Consider the following 18,636-nt stretch of genomic DNA (forward strand, 5'->3'; position numbering starts at 1 on the left):
AGTCGGCGAAACCACAACCACGGAGGGAGACCGAATGTACAAAAACTGGAGAGACCTGATCAAGCCCAAGCGCCTCCAGGTTGATACCGATACCCTGACCGACACCTTCGGCAAGTTCTACGCCGAGCCTTTCGAGCGCGGCTTCGGCACAACCTTGGGCAACGGTCTGCGCCGGGTGTTGCTCTCTTCGCTGCAGGGTGGCGCCATCACCTCGGTGCGCATCAAGGGCGTGCTCCACGAGTTCTCCACCATCCCGGGTGTGACCGAGGATGTCACTGACATCATCCTCAACCTCAAGAGCGTTCTGATCAAGCTGCACGGGCAGGACCAGCGCAACGTCCGCATCGTCAAGAAGGGCGCCGGGGTCATCACCGCCGGGGACATCATGACCGATCCCCACGTCGAGATTCTCAATCCCGACCTGCACATCGCGACCTGCTCCGCCGAGGCCGATGTGGAGATGGACATGGTCGTGGCCCTCGGCAAGGGTTACGTTGCCGCCGAGCGCAACCGGGACGAGAAGGCCCCGGTGGGGACCATCCCCATCGACTCCATCTTCTCGCCCATCAGGAAGGTCAACTTCACGGTGACCAACGCCCGCGTCGGGCAGATTACCGACTACGACAAACTCAACCTCGAGCTTGTCACCGACGGGAGTGTGCGCCCCGACGACGCCGTGGCCTTCGCCGCTAAAATCCTCAAGGACCAGCTTCAGATCTTCATCAACTTCGATGAAGAAGGCGAGCCGGCCGAAGAGGAGGCCGCCGAAGAGGCGCGCAAGATCAACGAGAACCTTTATCGCAGTGTTGAGGAACTCGAGCTTTCGGTGCGCAGCGCCAACTGTCTCAAGAATGCCGACATCAGGCTGATCGGCGATCTGGTGCAGCGGAGCGAGGCGGAAATGCTCAAAACCCAGAACTTCGGTCGCAAGTCCCTCAACGAGATCAAGGACATTCTCGCCGAGATGGGCCTGACCCTGGGGATGAAACTCGAAAATTTCCCCGACCCCGAGTACCTCAAGATTATTCAGAAAGGCCAGGACGATATCTGATCGACCTGCTCTTCGATAGGATAGAGAGAGAAAGGACCAGAACAAGATGCGCCACAATAAATCCGGAAGACGGCTCGGCCGCAACTCCAGTCACAGCAAAGCCATGATGCGGAACATGGTCACCTCCCTGCTCTATCTCGGGCAGATCAAGACCACCGACGCCCGGGCCAAGGAACTGCGCAAGCTCGCCGAGAAGATGATTACCCTCGGCAAGCGCGGCGACCTCCATGCCCGCCGCCAGGCCCTGCAGGTGATCATGGACCGCAAGGTCGTCGGCAAGCTCTTCGAAATGGTGGCTCCCCGCTACAAGGATCGCCCCGGCGGCTACACCCGCATCATCAAGCTGGGTCACCGCGCCGGCGACAACGCCTCCCTCTCCCTGATCGAACTGGTCGAAGAGGAGTTCACCGCAAAGCCGAAGAAGAAGGCTCCCGCGCCGGCCAAGGCCGCGGCTCCCGCACCGGTCGTCGAAGAGGCCCCGGTCGAGGAGGCTGCCGCCGAAGAGGCCCCCGCCGCCGAAGCCGAGGACAAGAAAGAAGAGTAACACCGGAGACAACCCCGGACAGAGCGATTTAAGGGCAGGAAGCGCAGCTTCCTGCCCTTTTTGTATTGGGGGGACTTGAGGGCCAAAGGGTCTTCAACCCTCAAGGCGAGGCGATGGTCCTCCGGCCGTTTCGGCCGCCCCGTCCTGGGGCGGTTGGGGCGACCCGCTTAAATGTTTTCAGGTGAGCACTGATCTTCTGCTCCCTTCTTCCCGGGGGAGACACTGGTCGAAGGCCGGACGAGGGGGGCTCGGGGGCGATGATGCCGCCGCCCCCGCCTTGACTCTCTCCCCCGGGGAGAGGGAAGTCCGTTAGGCAAAAGCGGAAGATTGATGCTGGTCAAGGAAATGATTTGAAAACGTCGTTTAATTCTGATAATAATGACCCACTTTAATGCTTTTTGATTTGACCTGTTTTGGGAATGCTTGGATTTATGGAGGAAACCCTGTCCCCCCTTCGGTGGGATAAACCCCTTCCCTTATTCAAAGCGACCCTCAATAAAGGCCCGTGATCCCTGGTGGATCGCCCCTGCGCCGGAAACGGCCGTGGCTTCCTGTCCCAGGGAGGGACAGGTCCTTCCATCCACCCCATGCGACCTTGCCTGGGGCCGGGAGGAAAACGCAATGCTCACTGGTATGGACATATACATCCCCGCTCTGCCCCTCGAGGAGGAGAACATCCGATGTTGAAGACAGACACGTCGCGCCGCCTGACCCTGTGCCTGCCGCTGTTCGCTCTGCTGGTCGCTTTCGGACTGCTGCTGGCCCCCTGCGGGGCGGCCCTGGCCGTCACGACCGGCCAGGTTGCGGGGATCACCGTGGATCCCGCCTCCGGGCTGGAGACCGGCGAGGACGGCACGACCGCAACCTTCACCGTCGTTCTCGACGCGGCGCCGACTTTTGGCGGAAATGTCTACCTGACCGTCGCCAGCACGGACCCCACCGAGGGGGTGGCCTCCCCCGCCCTGCTGACCTTCACACCGAGTGACTGGGACACCCCCCAGACGGTGACCGTGACCGGATTCAACGACAACATGGTCGACGGGGACGTGACCTACTCGGTCACGGTGTCAGTCGGGCCTAACACGGACAACGTGCCCTCCGACACGTCCTACAGCGAGGTGGCCCCCGTCTCCGTTGAGCTGACCAACATCGACGTCGGCGCGCCGGTGGTCCTTCTCGGGCCCGTCTCGGGCGACACCGCCGAGGACGGCACGGCGGCGACCTTCGAGGTGGTCCTCGGCCAGGAGCCGACGGCGGACGTGTTCGTCGGCCTGTCGAGTTCCGACCTGTCCGAGGGGACGGTCGCCCCGGCGAGCCTGACCTTTACTTCCAGCGACTGGGACGCCCCCCAGACGGTGACCGTGACCGGGGTGGACGACGCAGAGGCCGACGGCGACGTGGAGTTCACCATCGTGACCGCCGTGACCGTCTCCGGTGATCCGGCCTACGACGGCCGGAATCCCGGCGATGTCACCGTGGTAAACCGCGACGACGAGACCGCAGCAATCCGGGTCAGCGCCATCTCCGGAGACACCGCCGAGGACGGCACCGCGGCGACCTTCACCGTGGTGCTGAGCAAGGCGCCGGTGTGCGATCCCGTGCCGGTTAACATGAGTGCGAGGGCGCCGCAGAGGCTCCAGGCTCACCCGGGGTGCGTGGTGGAGATTCCCCTCTCCGTTTCGGACACGACCGAGGGGGACCTGGGTGACGTCACCTCCCTGACCTTTTCCGATGCTGATTGGAATGTCCCCCAGACGGTGACCGTGACCGGTTTGGACGATGCCGAGGTCGACGGCGACGTCGCCTACACGGTCGACCTCGGCCCGGCGAGCGCGGACGACCCGGACTACAACGACCTCGACCCGGACGACGTGGCTGTGACCAACCTCGACGACGAGGCGAACCCGGTCGTGATCACCCCCCTTTCCCTGACTGTCGGGGAGGACGGCACCAGCGCGACCTTTACCGTGGTGCTGACCGAGAGCCCCGCCATTCGATTGGACCTCAACCTGTCGAGCTCGGACCCCGCCGAGGGGACGGTCTCCCCGGAGGTCCTGATCTTCTCCACTGGCAACTGGAACAGGCCCCAGACCGTGACCGTAACGGGGGTCGACGATTTCGAGGTCGACGGCGACGTGGCGTTCACCGTGGTCACTGAACCGCTGGTTGCCCCATTTGGCCAGTTTGTTACTGAGCCCCTCGCCGATTTCGACCCCCTCGACGTGACCGTGACGAACCTGGACGACGATGTGCCCGGAATCGTGGTGGGGGAGATCTCCGGAGACACCACCTAGGACGGGGTGACGGCGGAGTTCACCGTGGTGCTCAAGGTCGCCCCGACGGCGGCCGTGACCATCGACGTGTCGAGTTCCGACCTCTCCGAGGGGACCGTCGACGTCTCGCAGCTGACCTTTACCAGCGATGACTGGGACATCCCCAAGACGGTGATCGTGACCGGGGTAGACGACGCCCTCTCCGACGGCAAGCGGGTTTACACCATCGTCCTCGATCCGGGCGGATCGACCGATGTTGTCTATGCCGCCATTGACCCCGCCGAGGTGGCGGTGAACAACCTCGACAACGAGCCCTTCCCCGGCATCACGGTGGGCGCCCTTTCCGGCGACACCTCCGAGGGAGGCACTTCGGCGACCTTCACCGTCGTCCTCGACACCGAGCCCTCCGCCGAGGTGACCGTGGCCGTGACCAGCCTCGACACCAGCGAGGGGACGGTCGACGTCCCGAGCCTGACCTTCACCCCCGAGAACTGGGACACCCCACGGGAGGTGACGGTGACCGGGGTGGACGATACCTTCAAGGACGGGGACGTGACCTACGACGTGCGCCTCGACCCGGCGGTCTCCGACGACAATGCCTACGCCGGCATCGACCCCGACGACGTCTCGGTGACCAACGCCGACGACGAAGTGGCCGGGGTCACCCTGGGGAACGGGACTTTCGGCATAATTGCGGACGCCTCCGGCGAAGGGAGCGAGCCGGGCTCCGCCGTGAGGCTGACTTTCCTTAACAATGCCTGGGGCACCACTGAGAACCCCTTCCTCGGCACTGACTTCACCGTGGTCCTCGACTCGGCGCCGACGGCGGACGTGACCATCACCATCGCGAGTTCGGACCCCACAGAGGGGACGGTCTTACCGACGGAGCTGACCTTCACCCCCGGGAACGGGACCGTCCCCCAGACGGTGACCGTGACCGGGGTGGACGACGATGTCCTCGACGGCGACGTGACCTACACCCTCACGCTCACGGCCGCCTCGGGCGATGCGAACTACGACAATTTATTCCTTCCGGACGTCACCGTGACTAACCAGGACAACGAGCTGTCCGGGGTCACCCTCACTCCCATCACCGGCGACACCGGGGAAGACGGCACGACGGCGACCTTCACCGTGGCCCTCGACACCGCGCCGACGGAGCCCGTGACCATTGGCGTGACGAGCTCGGACACCACCGAGGGGACGGTCTCCCCGGAAGAGTTGACCTTCACCGCCGCCGACTGGTCCACTTCCCAGACAGTGACCGTGACCGGCGCAGACGATGCCATTGCCGACGGGGACGTAGCCTACACGATCATCCTCGCCCCGGCGGTTTCCATGGATCCGGCTTACGGCGGGATCGACCCCGCCGACGTTCTCGTGACCAACGTCGACGACGAAGCGCCCGGCCTCATGCCGGGGATCTCCGTCGGCGCAATCTCCGGGGACACCTCGGAGGAGGGCGCGACGGCGACCTTCACCGTGGTTCTCGACACCGCGCCCTCTGAGGACGTGACGATCGGGGTGACGAGCAACGACCTGACCGAGGGGACCGTCGACAAGGCGACCTTGACCTTCACCTCCAGCAACTGGGACACCCCCCAGACGGTGACCGTGACCGGGGTGGCCGACGCCCTCGATGACGGCAACATCGATTACAAGGTGATCCTCGCCCCGGCGGTCTCGCTTGATGCGGCCTACGCCGGGATCGACCCCGCCGACGTGGGGTTGACCAACCGGGACGCCGCCGCAGAGCTCATCACCGTCGGCCCCGTCTCCGGCGACACCGCCGAGGACGGCACCCAGGCGACCTTCACCGTGGTCCTCGGCCAGGCGCCGACGGCGGACGTGAGCATCGCCCTGTCGAGCTCGGACCTCTCCGAGGGGATCGTCTCCCCCGCGGAGCTGACCTTCACTCCTGCGAACTGGGAAACCCCCCAGACGGTGACCGTGACCGGCGTGGACGACACCGTCGATGACGGCGACGTGGCCTTCACGATCGTGACGGCCCCTGCGGTCTCGGCAGACACGGCCTTCTCCGGGCGGGACACCGCCGATGTGGAGCTGGCCAACGTCGACGACGAAATCATCGAAATCGTCGCGAGCGCCGTCTCCGGCGATACCAAAGAGGACGGCACGACGGCGACCTTCACTGTGGTCCTCGGCACGACCCCGACGGCGGAGGTGACCGTGGCGGTGTCGAGCTCTGACACCTCGGAGGGGACGGTCTTACCGGCGAGCCTGACCTTCACCCCGACCAACGCCCTCACCCCCCAGACCGTGACGGTCACCGGGGTCGACGACACCGTGGACGACGACGACACGGCCTACACGGTCGTCCTCGCCGCGGCCTCCTCGTCTGATACGGACTACAATACTCTCGACCCGGACGACGTGGCGGTGACCAACCTCGACGACGACACCGCCGGGATCACCGTCGGAGCCGTCTCCGGCGACACCGCAGAGGACGGCACGACAGCGACCTTCACCGTGGTCCTGGACACGGTCCCGACGGCGAACGTGACCGTGGCGGTGTCGAGTTCCAACACGGCCGAGGGGACGGTCTCCCCGACGAGCCTGATCTTCACCCCGGCCAACGCCCTTTCCCCCCAGACCGTGACCGTCACCGGGGCGGACGACGACCTCGACGACGGCGACGTGGACTACACGGTCGTCCTTGCCGCAGCCGTCTCGACCGACGGGAAATACAACACCGTCGATCCCTCCGACGTTCCGGCGACCAACCTGGACGACGACGAGACCCCGGTGGTGACCGCCGCACAGTCCTTCAGCGTGGCCGAGAACAGCGCGGCGACGACCTCCGTCGGCACCGCCGCCGCCACCGACGGCGACGCCGGCACGACTTTCCAGGCCTGGACCATCACCACCAACGCCAACCCGGACGGTGACGCCGACCTTGCCTTCGCCATCGATCCTGCGACCGGCGCGATCACCGTCAACGACGCCGGCGACCTCGACCGGGAGACGAACGCCAGCCTGACCGTCTCGGTGACCGTCTCCGACGGCGCCAACACCTCGGCTCCCGAGACGCTTACCGTCAACATCACCGACGTCAACGACGTCGCCCCGGAGGTGACCGCGGCCCAGACCTTCACGGTGCCGGAGAACAGCCCGCAGGCGACAGCCGTCGGCACCGCCGCCGCCACCGACGGCGACACCAGCCCCACGACCTTCCAGGGCTGGGCGATCACCGTCAACCCCAACCCGGACGGCGACAGCGATCTGGCCTTCGCCATCGACCCGGCGACGGGCGCCATCACCGTCAACGATCCGGGCGACCTCGACTACGAGAGCAACCCCAGTCTGACCGTCTCCCTGACCGTCTCCGACGGGGTCAACACCTCTGCGGCCCAGACCGCCGTCGTGAACCTGACCGAGGTTAACGACGCGCCGACCATCGACAGCGCCGTTCCGGCCGCGGCGACGGAGAACGTGGAATACAGCTACACGCCGGCCGTCACCGATCCCGACGGGCCGGGGGCGACCTGGAGCGTCCTCGCCGCGGACACCTGCGGCGGCGCCTTCGCCGCCGGTATCTACGCCTTCACCCCCGGCGACGACCCGCCGGCCGACTGCGTCGTGTCGGTGCAGGTCTGTGACGGCGGCACTCCCGAGGAGTGCGCCGAGCAGAGCGCCGCGGTGACCATCACCGCGGTCAACGACGCCCCGATCATCGGCAGCGCTGTGCCGGCCGCGGCGACGGAGAACGTGGAATACAGCTACACGCCGGCCGTCACCGACCCCGACGGGCCGGGGGCGAACTGGAGCGTGCTTGGCGACGACACTTGCGGCGGCGCCTTCGCCGCCGGCAGCTACGCCTTCACCCCCGGAGACGACCCGGCGGCCGACTGCCTGGTTTCGATCCGGGTCTGCGACGGCGGCACCCCCGAGGAGTGCGCCGAGCAGAGCGGCGCGGTGACCATCACCGCGGTCAATGACGCGCCGACCATCGACAGCGCGCCTCCGGCCGCGGCGACGGAGAACGTGGAATACAGCTACACGCCGGCCGTCACCGATCCCGACGGGCACGGCACGACCTGGAGCGTCCTCGCCGCCGACACCTGCGGCGGCGCCTTCGCCGCCGGCAGCTACGCCTTCACCCCCGGAGACGCCCCGGCGACCGACTGCCTGGTTTCGATCCGGGTCTGCGACGGCGGCACCCCCGAGGAGTGTGGCGAGCAGAGCGGCACCGTGACCATCACCGCGGTCAACGACGCGCCGGTGGCGACGGACGACGGCATCTCCATCCGGGAGGACAACAGCATCACCTTTTCGCCCCTGGGTAACGACTTTGACGTGGACGGCGACGTCCTGACCATCGTGGCGGTCACCAACCCTGCCCACGGTCGCGTGACCGACAACGGGAACCGCACCGTCACCTATACCCCTGCGCCCAACTACAACGGCTCCGACACCTTCTCCTATACGAACAGCGACGGGAAGGCGACCGACAGCGCCACGGCGAGCATCACCGTTGCCGCCGTCAACGACCCGCCAGTCATCACCGGGCAGAACGCCGCTTTCACCGTACCCCAGGGCGGCAGCTTCACCTTCGATATTTCCGACCTTGACGTGGTTGACCCCGACGACACCGTCTTCACCCTCGGGGTTCGGCCCGGACTGCACTATACCGTCAACGGCAACACGGTCACCGCCGCCAACAGTTATTTCGGCACCCTGAGGGTCTCCGTGGCCGTCCATGACGGCACCACCGCGAGTTCGCCTTTCGAGGTGATCGTCACCGTCGTCGACGGCAACCCCCCGACCGTCGCCGCAGATCCGGCAGGCGGAGTCTTCAAGGACGAAGTGAGCGTGGTCCTGACCGCCGAGGACAACGAGGACCCCAACCCGACCATCACCTACAGCCTCGACGGCGGCGCTCCGACGACACCCTATGGCGCCGCGCTCACCATCGAGGAGAGCCTGACCCTGCGCTATGCCGCCGAGGACGCCGACGGCAACCGGAGCGACACGCAGGAGGCGGTCTTTACCATCGACACCGATTCCCCGGTTATTGTCCTTTCGACCCTGGTCGGCGTCGTCACCACCGAGGAAGTCCTCAACGTCTCGGGGATCGTCACCGACGATGTGGGGGTGAAGAGCCTGACCGTCAACGGCGAGACGGTTCCCGTCGGCACCGGCGGCAGCTTCAGCACCGCGGTCGCCCTGAAGGTGGGCGCCAACGAGGTCATCGTGGTCGCCACCGATGCGGTCGACCGGGCGACGACGGAGACCTTCAGCGTCAGCCGGGACACCGGCGCGCCGAAGCTGGCCGTCACCGCACCGGCCGACGGCAGCGTGGTCGACGGCGCGACCCTCACTGTGACCGGCACCGCCGATGCCGGCGCGACGGTCAGCGTCGCCCTCAACGGCGGCGATCCGCTGCTGGCCGAGCGCGACGGGGAGGCCTTCGCCGCCTCCGTTACCCTGAAGCCGGTGCTGAACACCATCGGGGTCGTAGCGGTAGCCGGCGACAAGGCTAGCGTCGCCAAGCGCACGGTCACCCTGGGAGAGAACCAGCTCAGCCTGACGATCACCGAACCGGCGCAGGACCGGATCGCTTACGGCAAGAACCTGGCCCTGAAGGGGGTCTTCGACAGCCCCGATCCGGCCTCTGTGGCCATCGCCCTCGGCGAGGAGACCTTCACGCCGGCGCTGAACGGCGAGGGGGCCTTCACCCAGGCGTTGACCTTCGCCGAGAAGGGGACCTACGCCGTCGTCGTCACCGGGACGGACGCCTCCGGGGAGACCGTCAGCGCGGTGCGCAACGTCATCTTCGACCCGCCGCCTCTCGGCGACATCGACGGCAACGGTCAGCTTACGACCTGGGATCTGATCCTCATCTCGAAATTTATTCTTGGCGTCGATACCCTGACCGAGCGGCAGAAGGTCGCAGCAGACGTCAACGACGACGGAGTGATAACGACTCTGGATATGATAATAATCCGCAAGGTCATTCTTGGCATTGACCCGCCTTTTGACTCCTGACCCCGGGATGGAATGAAATGAGCCCCGAGGTTCGCTATGCAACGAATCGACACGACAAGGACGCCACGCCATGAAGCATAAAGGAATGAAAAAGCTGCTGACCCTCATGATCCTTCTCTGCATCTCCCTCCTCACCGCTTGTGGGGGCGGGGGGGGAGGGGGCGGGGACGGAGACGGCTCCGGAGACGGGGTTGTCTCCACCGTCACCGGCACCGTCTCCAAGGGCCCCGTGGCCGGCGCGACCGTGGCGATCTACGCCATGGAGGAGACGGGCGCGAAGGGGGAGTTGCTCGCCGAGGCGACCACCGACCAAGGCGGCGCCTACCTCGCTGAACTCACTGACTACGAAGGCCCGATCCTGGCCGAGGCGAGCGGCGGCAGCTACCTCGACGAGGGGAGCGGCCAGACGTTGAGCATCCCCGAGGACGCCCCCCTCCGTGCGGTCCACCCGGCGGCCAGCGGGGATGTCACCCTGCATGTGAGCGGGCTTACCGAGCTGGCGGTGCGGGTCGCCGAGGTCGCTGGCCTCTCCGCCGGGACGGTCGCGGAGGCCTCCGAACAGCTCTCCGAGGTCTTCGGCTTCGATCTCGTGACGACGGCGCCGGTCGCTCCGGTGGCCGCCGCCCTGGCTGGCGCCAGCGAGGACGAGGTCGACTACGCCCTGACTCTGGCGACCCTCTCCCAGCTCGCCTTCGACTGGAACCTGGACTTCGATGTCCTCCTTGCCGAGCTGGCCGATGAACTGGCCGCCGAGGGGGTTCTTAGCGCCGCGACCCTGGCCGGGTTCGACGCGGCGGCCGCAGCACTGCTCGATCCTGAGAACCCGGCCAACGCCACCGGGCTTGCGAGCGCGGCGGGCACCGGGCTGCCCTGGGTGGGGCGTGTCCCGGCGACCCTGACCCTCTCCGTGGCGGGGGATCTGCCCCCCGGCAGCGTCGGCGGTCTGCAGTTAGTTCTGGTGCTCCCTGAAGAGGCCTTCGCGGTCTTCGACGGAGAGGGCGCGGCCGCGGTGACCATGGTGGCCGGGAGCGATCCCTTTTCCGCCGCTTTTTACGGCCCCGAGGAAGGGACCATCAGCATGCTTCTGCTCAGCCTGGAGGGGCTCGGCTCGGGTGAAGTGGCGACGGTTGAGCTCGCCCTGGTGATGGGTGCCGAGGTGGGTGCCGAAGATTTTGCCGCCGAAGAGGTTCAGGCCTTCGATCCCGCCGGGGTCGAGTTGTCCGGTGTTAGTATCGGCCTGGAGTTGGCGGACGAGTAGTTGCTTCAGCCCAGGACTCTTGATGAACGAGAAGGCAAGGGGTCAGCTCCCTTGCCTTCTTTTCGTTTTCGGCCCTCCCGGCGCCCTCCGGGCGGTGGTCTCGGCCGGGATTTCGGCCCCGACACGGGGGACGGCCAACCTTGACGGTTCCCGTTCGTTTGTGCTAGCCTTACGCACTTTTGCGCCTGGAGTTTCGATGGTTTTCCCGACCCTTCAAGAATTCGTCGCCCTGACCGAAAAGGGCAACCTTATCCCCGTTTACAGGGAGATCCTCGCGGACATGGAGACACCCGTCTCCGCCTTCCGCAAGATCGACGACGGGGAGACCTCCTTTCTCCTCGAAAGTATCGAGGGGGGGGAGAAATGGGCCCGTTTCTCCTTTCTGGGCAGCGGACCCGGCAAGGTCTTTCGCTGCAGGGACAACCATTTCGAGATCCTGGAAAACGGCCGGGCCGTCGCCGGAGGCGAGTGCGCCGACCCGCTCGACGAACTGCGCGCCTTTCTCGCGCCTTACCGCCCGGTTCAGACCGAGGGGCTGCCCCGCTTCTTCGGGGGCGCCGTCGGCTACCTCGGCTACGACATGGTTCGCTTCATCGAGGACCTGCCCGATGCCAACCCCCGGGAGATCGGCGCCTTCGACGCCTGTTTTCTCCTTACCGAGAAACTGCTGATCTTCGACAACATGCGCCAGAAGATCAAGGTTGTCTGCAACGTCCACCTCCGCGACGGGGACGACCCGGAGAGCGCCTACCGGAGGGCGACCGAGGAGATAGAGGCGCTCATCGCACAACTGCGCTTGCCTCTGCCCCGTCTCGGGGGGGACGCCGATGTTGGCGAACCCGAGTTGACACCCAACTTCTCCAAGGCCGGCTTCATGGAGGCCGTGGAGAAGTGCAAGGAGTACGTCCGGGCCGGTGACATCATCCAGGTGGTTCTCTCCCAGCGACTCTCCGGCCCCCTCGCCGGGGTCGATCCCTATGACATCTACCGGGCCCTGCGCACGATCAACCCGTCCCCCTACATGTTCTTCCTGCGCTTCGGGGAGACCCTCGTTGTCGGCGCCTCCCCCGAGGTGCTGGTGCGCAAGGAGGGGACCCGGGTGGAGGTGCGGCCCATCGCCGGGACCCGGCCCAGGGGCGCCTCCTCCGAGGAGGACCTGCGCCTGGAGCAGGAACTGCTGGCCGACCCCAAGGAGCGGGCCGAGCACATCATGCTCGTCGACCTGGGGCGCAACGACCTCGGAAGGGTGTGCCACACCGGCAGCGTGGAGGTGAGCGAGCTGATGATCGTCGAGCGCTACTCCCACGTCATGCACATCGTCTCCAACGTCCGCGGAATCCTCGACGCCGAGCGCGACGCCATCGATGTCTTTCGGGCCACCTTCCCGGCGGGGACCCTCTCCGGCGCCGCCAAGGTGAGGGCAATGGAGATCATCGACGAGCTCGAGCCGTGCCGCCGGGAGGTCTACGGCGGGGCGGTCGGTTACCTTTCCTTCTCCGGCAACATGGACATGGCCATCGCCATCCGCACCCTGGTGGTTCAGGGCGACAGGATCCACCTGCAGGCCGGCGCCGGCATCGTGGCCGACTCGGACCCCGAGGCGGAGTACGAGGAGACCCTCAACAAGGCCCGCGGGGTGGTCAAGGCCATCGAGATGGCGCGTGAGGGACTCGACTGATGCTGTTGATGATCGATAACTACGACTCCTTCACCTACAACCTGGTTCAGTACCTGAGGGAACTGGGAGCGGAGGTGGAGGTTCACCGCAACGACAAGATCAGCGTCGGGGAGATCGAGAAGAAGGCTCCGCGGCGCCTCGTGGTCTCGCCGGGACCTTGCTCGCCCGCCGAGGCCGGAATCTCGGTGGAGGCGGTGCGGCGTCTGGCGGGCAAAATCCCGCTCCTCGGGGTCTGCCTTGGACACCAGTCGATCGGCCACGCCTTCGGCGGGCGCGTGGTGCGCGCCGCGAACCTGATGCACGGCAAGACCAGCCCGATCCACCACGACGGCAAGGGCCTCTTCGCGGGCCTGTCCAACCCCTTCGAGGCGACCCGCTACCACTCCCTGATCGTTGAGCGGGAGAGCCTCCCCGAATCCCTGCGGGTCACGGCCTGGACGGAGGAGGAGGAAATCATGGGCTTCGAGCACCGGGAGTTGCCCGTGTGGGGGGTGCAGTTCCACCCCGAGTCGATCCTGAGTCTCGAGGGGAAGGCGTTGCTGAAGAATTTTCTTGAAATGACGTAGGGTCAGGAGCCGGGAGCCAGGATAAATATGGTTTTGGCTCCTCGATTCAGGATACGGGGGGTAGAATGATCAAAGAGGCGACAGCCAGGATCGTGGAGAAGCAGGATCTCTCCGAGGCGGAGATGATCGAGGTCATGGACCAGATCATGGGCGGCGAGGCGACGGACGCCCAGATCGGCGCCTTTATCACCGCCCTGCGCATGAAGGGAGAGACGGTTGCCGAGATCACCGGGGCCGCCCGGGTGATGCGCGACCGGGCCACCCCGATCCGGGTCGGCAAGGCGGTCGACCTCGACCGGGAAGACATCAACCTCGACCGGGAGACGATCCTCGATACCTGCGGGACGGGGGGGAGCGGCACCAAGAGCTTCAACATCTCCACCACGGTGGCCTTCGTGGTCGCAGCCTGCGGCGGCAAGGTGGCCAAGCACGGCAACCGGAGCGTCTCCTCGGCCTGCGGCAGCGCCGACGTGCTGGAGAAGCTGGGCGTCAACCTGAACGTGACGCCGGAGACGGTGGAGCGCTGCATCGCCGAGGTCGGGGTCGGCTTTCTCTTCGCGCCGGCCCTGCACGGTGCGATGAGACACGCCATCGGGCCGCGCAGGGAGATCGGCATCCGCACGGTCTTCAACATCCTCGGCCCCCTGACCAATCCTGCCGGGGCCGACCGGCAGGTGCTGGGAGTCTACCAGGAGGATCTGGTCGAGGTCATGGCGAACGTCCTGGTGGAACTCGGCTGTCGCAAGGGATTCGTCGTTCACGGCATGGACGGCATGGACGAGGTCACCCTTACCGGGCCGACCCGGGTCGGCGAGATCAGGGACGGGGCGGTGACGCTCTCCACCGTGGAGCCGGAGGACTTCGGCCTGACCCGCTGCAAGCTTTCCGACCTTCAGGGGGGCGATGCGACCCGGAACGCGGCCATCGTCCGGGCGATCCTCGATGGGGAGAAGGGGCCGCGCAGGGACGTGGTCCTGCTCAACAGCGCTTTCGCCCTGGTCGCAGCCGACCTCGCGCCCGACCTGCCCGCCGCCCTGGAGCGGGCAGCTTCGGCTATCGACAGCGGCGAGGCTCTCGCCAGGCTCGAGGGGCTGGCCCGGGTGACGAACGGATAAAATCAGCTGGAATCTGTAAGCTTGAAACTTGCAGCTTACAGCTTGCAGCTTACAGCCAGGTTCTTATTATGATTCTCGACGACATTCTCGAACACAAGCGCTTTGAGGTGGCCGAGGCCAAGGCCCGTACCCCCCTGTCCGAACTGGAGGGACGCCTTGATGGCCTGGAGCCGACACGGGGCTTCGCGGCGGCCCTGCGCGGGCAGGCCGACAGGGGTACAGCGGTCATCGCCGAAGTCAAGAAAGGTTCCCCCTCCAAGGGGATCATCCGCGCCGATTTCGACCCGGTGGCCATCGCCCGCAGTTACCTCGCCGGGGGGGCGGCCTGCCTGTCGGTGCTCACCGACCGGAAATTCTTCTTTGGCGACCTGGACTACCTGGGGCAGATTCGCCGGGAGGTGCCGCTGCCCCTGCTGCGCAAGGACTTCGTCGTCGATCCCTACCAGATCGTCGAGGCCAGGGCCTTCGGCGCCGACGCGGTGCTCCTTATCGCCGCGGCCCTGGAAGAGAGTGAGCTGAAGGCCTTCGCCGGGCTGGCCCGGGACCTGGGGCTGGACGTTCTTCTCGAAGTTCACGACGAGGCGGAGTTGGAGGTCGCCCTGCGGGTGCCGGTGGAGCTTGTCGGCATCAACAACCGCAACCTGCGGACCTTCGCCACCGACCTTGCGACCACCGAGAGGCTCCTGCCCCGCATCCCGGCCGCGCGCCTGGTGGTCTCCGAAAGCGGCATCGGCTGCCGGTCAGACATCCTGCGCCTCCAGAAGGCCGGAGCCGGCGCCTTTCTCGTCGGCGAGAGCCTGATGCGGCAGGACGACGTGGCGGGCACGCTCCGGGAATTGCTGGGCGAAGAGGGTTAGTCTCGGGGAAGCCGGGCCACCGAAAGGGGCCACAGGCATCCAGAGGGCATTGTTTTCAGGGCCTTTCGGGCCAGACAGGTTTGGAGAGGAGAACCGATGGACACCAAGATTCTGCTGCCGGAAGACCGGATCCCGAAAGAGTGGTACAACATCATCCCCGACATGCCCGGCCCGCTGGCGCCGGTCATCCACCCCGGGACCATGCAGCCGGTCGCCCCGGACGACCTGCTGCCCCTCTTTCCGATGGGTCTCATAGAGCAGGAGGTCTCGACCCAGCGCTGGATCGAGATTCCCGAGGAGGTGCGCGAGATCTACAGGCTCTGGCGTCCCTCGCCCCTCTTCCGCGCCCATCGTCTGGAGAAGGCCCTCGGCACCCCGGCGAAGATCTACTACAAGTACGAAGGGGGCTCGCCGGCCGGATCCCACAAGCCGAACAGCGCCATACCTCAGGCCTACTACAACAAGGTCGCTGGCACGAAGCGCATCGCCACCGAAACCGGCGCCGGCCAGTGGGGCTCGTCCATCTCCCTGGCCTGCCAGATGTTCGGCCTCGAGTGCACCGTCTACATGGTCAAGGTCTCCTTCAAACAGAAGCCGTACCGCAAGAGCATGATGCAGCTCTGGGGCTCCGATGTCATCGCCTCGCCGTCAGAGCGCACCAACGCCGGCAGGGCGATTTTGGCCGAAGACCCGGAGAGCAACGGCTCCCTCGGCATCGCCATCAGCGAGGCGGTGGAGGATGCCGCCACCCGGGAGGACACCCGGTACGCCCTGGGAAGCGTGCTCAACCATGTTTGCCTGCACCAGACAGTCATCGGCCTGGAGACCAAGGAGCAGATGGCCCTGGCCGGCGACTATCCCGACGTCGTCATCGGCTGCCACGGAGGCGGCTCCAACTTCGCCGGCATCGCCTTCCCCTTCATCTCCGACAAGGCGGCCGGCAGGGACGTGCGGGTGTTGGCCCTGGAGCCGGCGAGCTGCCCGACCCTCTCCCGCGGGACCTATGCCTTCGACTACGGGGACACCGCCAAGATGGCCCCCGTGTCGAAGATGTACACCCTCGGCCACGACTTCATGCCCCCCGGCATCCACGCCGGGGGCCTGCGCTACCACGGCGCCTCGCCGTTGGTTTCGCAGCTGGTCCATGCGGGCGTCGTCGAGGCCAAGGCGGTGCACCAGCTCGCCTGCTTCGAGGCGGCGGTCCTCTTCTCCCGAAGCGAGGGGATCATCCCGGCGCCCGAGTCGAGTCACGCCATCCGCGGAGCGGTCGACGAGGCGCTGCTGGCCAAGGAGGAGGGGAAGGAAAAGACGATCCTCTTCAACCTCTCGGGCCACGGCCACGTCGACATGGCCGCCTACGACGATTACTTTGCCGATCTGCTCACCGACTACGATTACCCCGAGGCCGCGATCGAGGAGTCGCTGGCCCAGCTGCCCAAGGTGGAGTAGGTGGTCAGGGTCAAAATCTGCGGAATCACCAACGTCGAAGACGCCCTGAATGCAGCCGCCAGCGGGGCGGACGCTCTCGGCTTCGTCTTCTTCGCCAAGAGTCCGCGGCATGTCACTCCCGAGGCGGCCCGGGCGATCATCGCCGAGTTGCCCCCCTTCGTCTCCACGGTGGGCCTGTTCGTCAACGAGGAACCCGAGCGGGTGCGCCGGACCGTCGAGTTCTGCGGGCTCGACGTGGTGCAACTGCACGGCGACGAGGGGCCTGATGCCTGCCGCGTCGCCGGTGCGCGGACCGTCAAGGCGCTGCGCCTGATGGACGCCTCGAGCCTTGAGGGCGCCGAAGACTTCCCGGTCAGCGCCCTGCTTCTCGACGCCTGGGTCCCCGGCATCTACGGCGGGACGGGAGAGACCTGCAGCTGGGAACTGGCGGCTCTGGCCGCACGACAGCACCGGACCATCCTTGCCGGCGGGCTGAACCCCGGCAACGTGGCGGCCGCCGTATCGGCGGTCCAGCCCTACGGCGTGGACGTCTCCAGCGGCGTCGAATCCTCTCCGGGGCGCAAGGACCAGGACATGGTGGCTGCTTTTATCCGCAACGCCAAGAAGATGACGGAGTAGACATGTACCGATATCCCGACCCGCGGGGCCACTTCGGCCAGTTCGGCGGCCGCTACGTGGCCGAGACGCTGATCCCGGCCCTTCAGGAACTGGAGCAGGCTTACCGCGAGGCGCAGGCGGACCCCGGTTTTCAGCAGGAGTTCGAAGGCTACCTGAAGCATTACGTCGGGCGGCCCAGCCCCCTGTACTATGCCGAGCGCCTGTCCGGGCACCTGGGCGGGGCCAAAATCTACCTCAAGCGCGAGGACCTCAACCACACCGGGGCCCACAAGGTCAACAACACCGTCGGCCAGGCTCTGCTGGCGCGGCGGATGGGGAAGAAGAAGGTGATCGCCGAAACCGGCGCGGGCCAGCACGGGGTGGCCACCGCCACCGTGGCGGCCCTGTTCGGCATGGAGTGCGAGGTCTTCATGGGGACCGAGGACATCCGGCGCCAGGCCCTCAACGTCTTTCGCATGAAGCTGCTCGGGGCCAAGGTCCACGGGGTGACCAGTGGCACGGCGACCCTCAAGGACGCCATGAACGACGCCCTGCGCCACTGGGTCACCCACGTGCGCGATACCTTCTACGTCATCGGTACGGTGGCGGGCCCTCACCCTTATCCTGAGATGGTGCGGGATTTTCAGGCGGTCATCGGCCGGGAGACCCGGGAGCAGATCCTGGCCGCCGAGGGGCGCCTGCCCGACGTGGCGCTGGCCTGCATCGGCGGCGGCTCCAACGCTATGGGGATGTTCTACCCCTTTATCGACGACGAAGAGGTGCGTCTGCTCGGCGTCGAGGCCGCAGGGCTCGGGGTGGACACGGGCAAGCACGCGGCCAGCATCGGCGCCGGCGAGGTCGGGGTGCTGCACGGCAACAAGACTTTTCTGCTCCAGGACGACGAGGGGCAGATCGAGCACGCCCATTCGATCTCCGCCGGCCTCGACTACCCGGGGGTCGGCCCCGAGCACGCACACCTGCACGAGATCGGCCGCGCCGAATACGTCTCGGTCACTGACGCCGAAGCCCTGGACGCCTTTCGGCTGCTCACCGAACTGGAGGGGATCATCCCGGCTCTGGAGAGCGCCCACGCGGTGGCCCAGGTAATGAAGCTCGCTCCCTCCCTTGGCAAGGACGCCGTTGTGGTCGTCTGTCTGTCGGGGCGTGGGGACAAGGACATCCACACCGTGGCCGAGGCCATCGGGGTGGAACTTTAAAGGACGCAGGGGCAGCTGTCAG

12 protein-coding genes are annotated in these 18,636 nt (G+C 66.4%); all 12 read left to right on the forward strand.

Annotation, left to right across the window (positions count from 1 at the left end):
• The first annotated feature begins 34 nt into the window (after positions 1–34).
• The 12 genes from C0617_RS10920 (at position 35) to trpB (ending at position 18,614) form a co-directional block, all read left to right on the forward strand.
• Positions 35–1,051, forward strand: a complete 1,017-nt coding sequence (locus C0617_RS10920) for a DNA-directed RNA polymerase subunit alpha (protein ID WP_291317057.1) — start codon at positions 35–37, stop codon at positions 1,049–1,051.
• Positions 1,052–1,097: 46 nt separating this feature from the next.
• Entirely contained in the window at positions 1,098–1,595 is a 498-nt protein-coding gene (gene rplQ, locus C0617_RS10925) for a 50S ribosomal protein L17 (protein ID WP_291317058.1), read from the forward strand.
• A 680-nt stretch (positions 1,596–2,275) separates the two neighbouring features.
• Positions 2,276–3,889, forward strand: a complete 1,614-nt coding sequence (locus C0617_RS10930) for a hypothetical protein (protein WP_291317059.1) — start codon at positions 2,276–2,278, stop codon at positions 3,887–3,889.
• Positions 3,890–3,895: 6 nt separating this feature from the next.
• The gene (locus C0617_RS10935; protein WP_291317060.1) at positions 3,896–9,877 is read left to right on the forward strand and encodes an Ig-like domain-containing protein; all 5,982 of its coding nucleotides are present in this window, start codon (positions 3,896–3,898) and stop codon (positions 9,875–9,877) included.
• Between the two features lie 70 nt (positions 9,878–9,947).
• Positions 9,948–11,135, forward strand: a complete 1,188-nt coding sequence (locus tag C0617_RS10940) for a hypothetical protein (RefSeq protein WP_291317061.1) — start codon at positions 9,948–9,950, stop codon at positions 11,133–11,135.
• Between the two features lie 196 nt (positions 11,136–11,331).
• Positions 11,332–12,813: an anthranilate synthase component I gene (trpE, locus tag C0617_RS10945; protein ID WP_291317062.1), complete on the forward strand. Its 1,482-nt coding sequence runs from the start codon at positions 11,332–11,334 to the stop codon at positions 12,811–12,813.
• Positions 12,813–13,379: an aminodeoxychorismate/anthranilate synthase component II gene (locus tag C0617_RS10950; RefSeq protein WP_291317063.1), complete on the forward strand. Its 567-nt coding sequence runs from the start codon at positions 12,813–12,815 to the stop codon at positions 13,377–13,379. The genes trpE and C0617_RS10950 overlap by 1 nt, the downstream gene beginning before the upstream one ends.
• A 65-nt stretch (positions 13,380–13,444) precedes the next feature.
• The gene (trpD, locus tag C0617_RS10955; protein WP_291317064.1) at positions 13,445–14,494 is read left to right on the forward strand and encodes an anthranilate phosphoribosyltransferase; all 1,050 of its coding nucleotides are present in this window, start codon (positions 13,445–13,447) and stop codon (positions 14,492–14,494) included.
• A 68-nt stretch (positions 14,495–14,562) separates the two neighbouring features.
• Positions 14,563–15,351: an indole-3-glycerol phosphate synthase TrpC gene (trpC, locus tag C0617_RS10960; protein WP_291317065.1), complete on the forward strand. Its 789-nt coding sequence runs from the start codon at positions 14,563–14,565 to the stop codon at positions 15,349–15,351.
• Between the two features lie 96 nt (positions 15,352–15,447).
• Positions 15,448–16,800 (forward strand): TrpB-like pyridoxal phosphate-dependent enzyme, encoded by a 1,353-nt coding sequence (locus C0617_RS10965; RefSeq protein WP_291317066.1) that lies wholly within the window; start codon positions 15,448–15,450, stop codon positions 16,798–16,800.
• Positions 16,801–17,418, forward strand: coding sequence for a phosphoribosylanthranilate isomerase (locus C0617_RS10970; RefSeq protein ID WP_291317067.1), 618 nt, complete (start codon positions 16,801–16,803; stop codon positions 17,416–17,418).
• Positions 17,419–17,420: 2 nt separating this feature from the next.
• Positions 17,421–18,614, forward strand: a complete 1,194-nt coding sequence (gene trpB, locus C0617_RS10975) for a tryptophan synthase subunit beta (RefSeq protein WP_291317068.1) — start codon at positions 17,421–17,423, stop codon at positions 18,612–18,614.
• Positions 18,615–18,636 lie beyond the last annotated feature (22 nt).

The organism is Desulfuromonas sp., from assembly GCF_002868845.1.
Classification (GTDB): Bacteria; Desulfobacterota; Desulfuromonadia; order Desulfuromonadales; family BM501; genus BM501.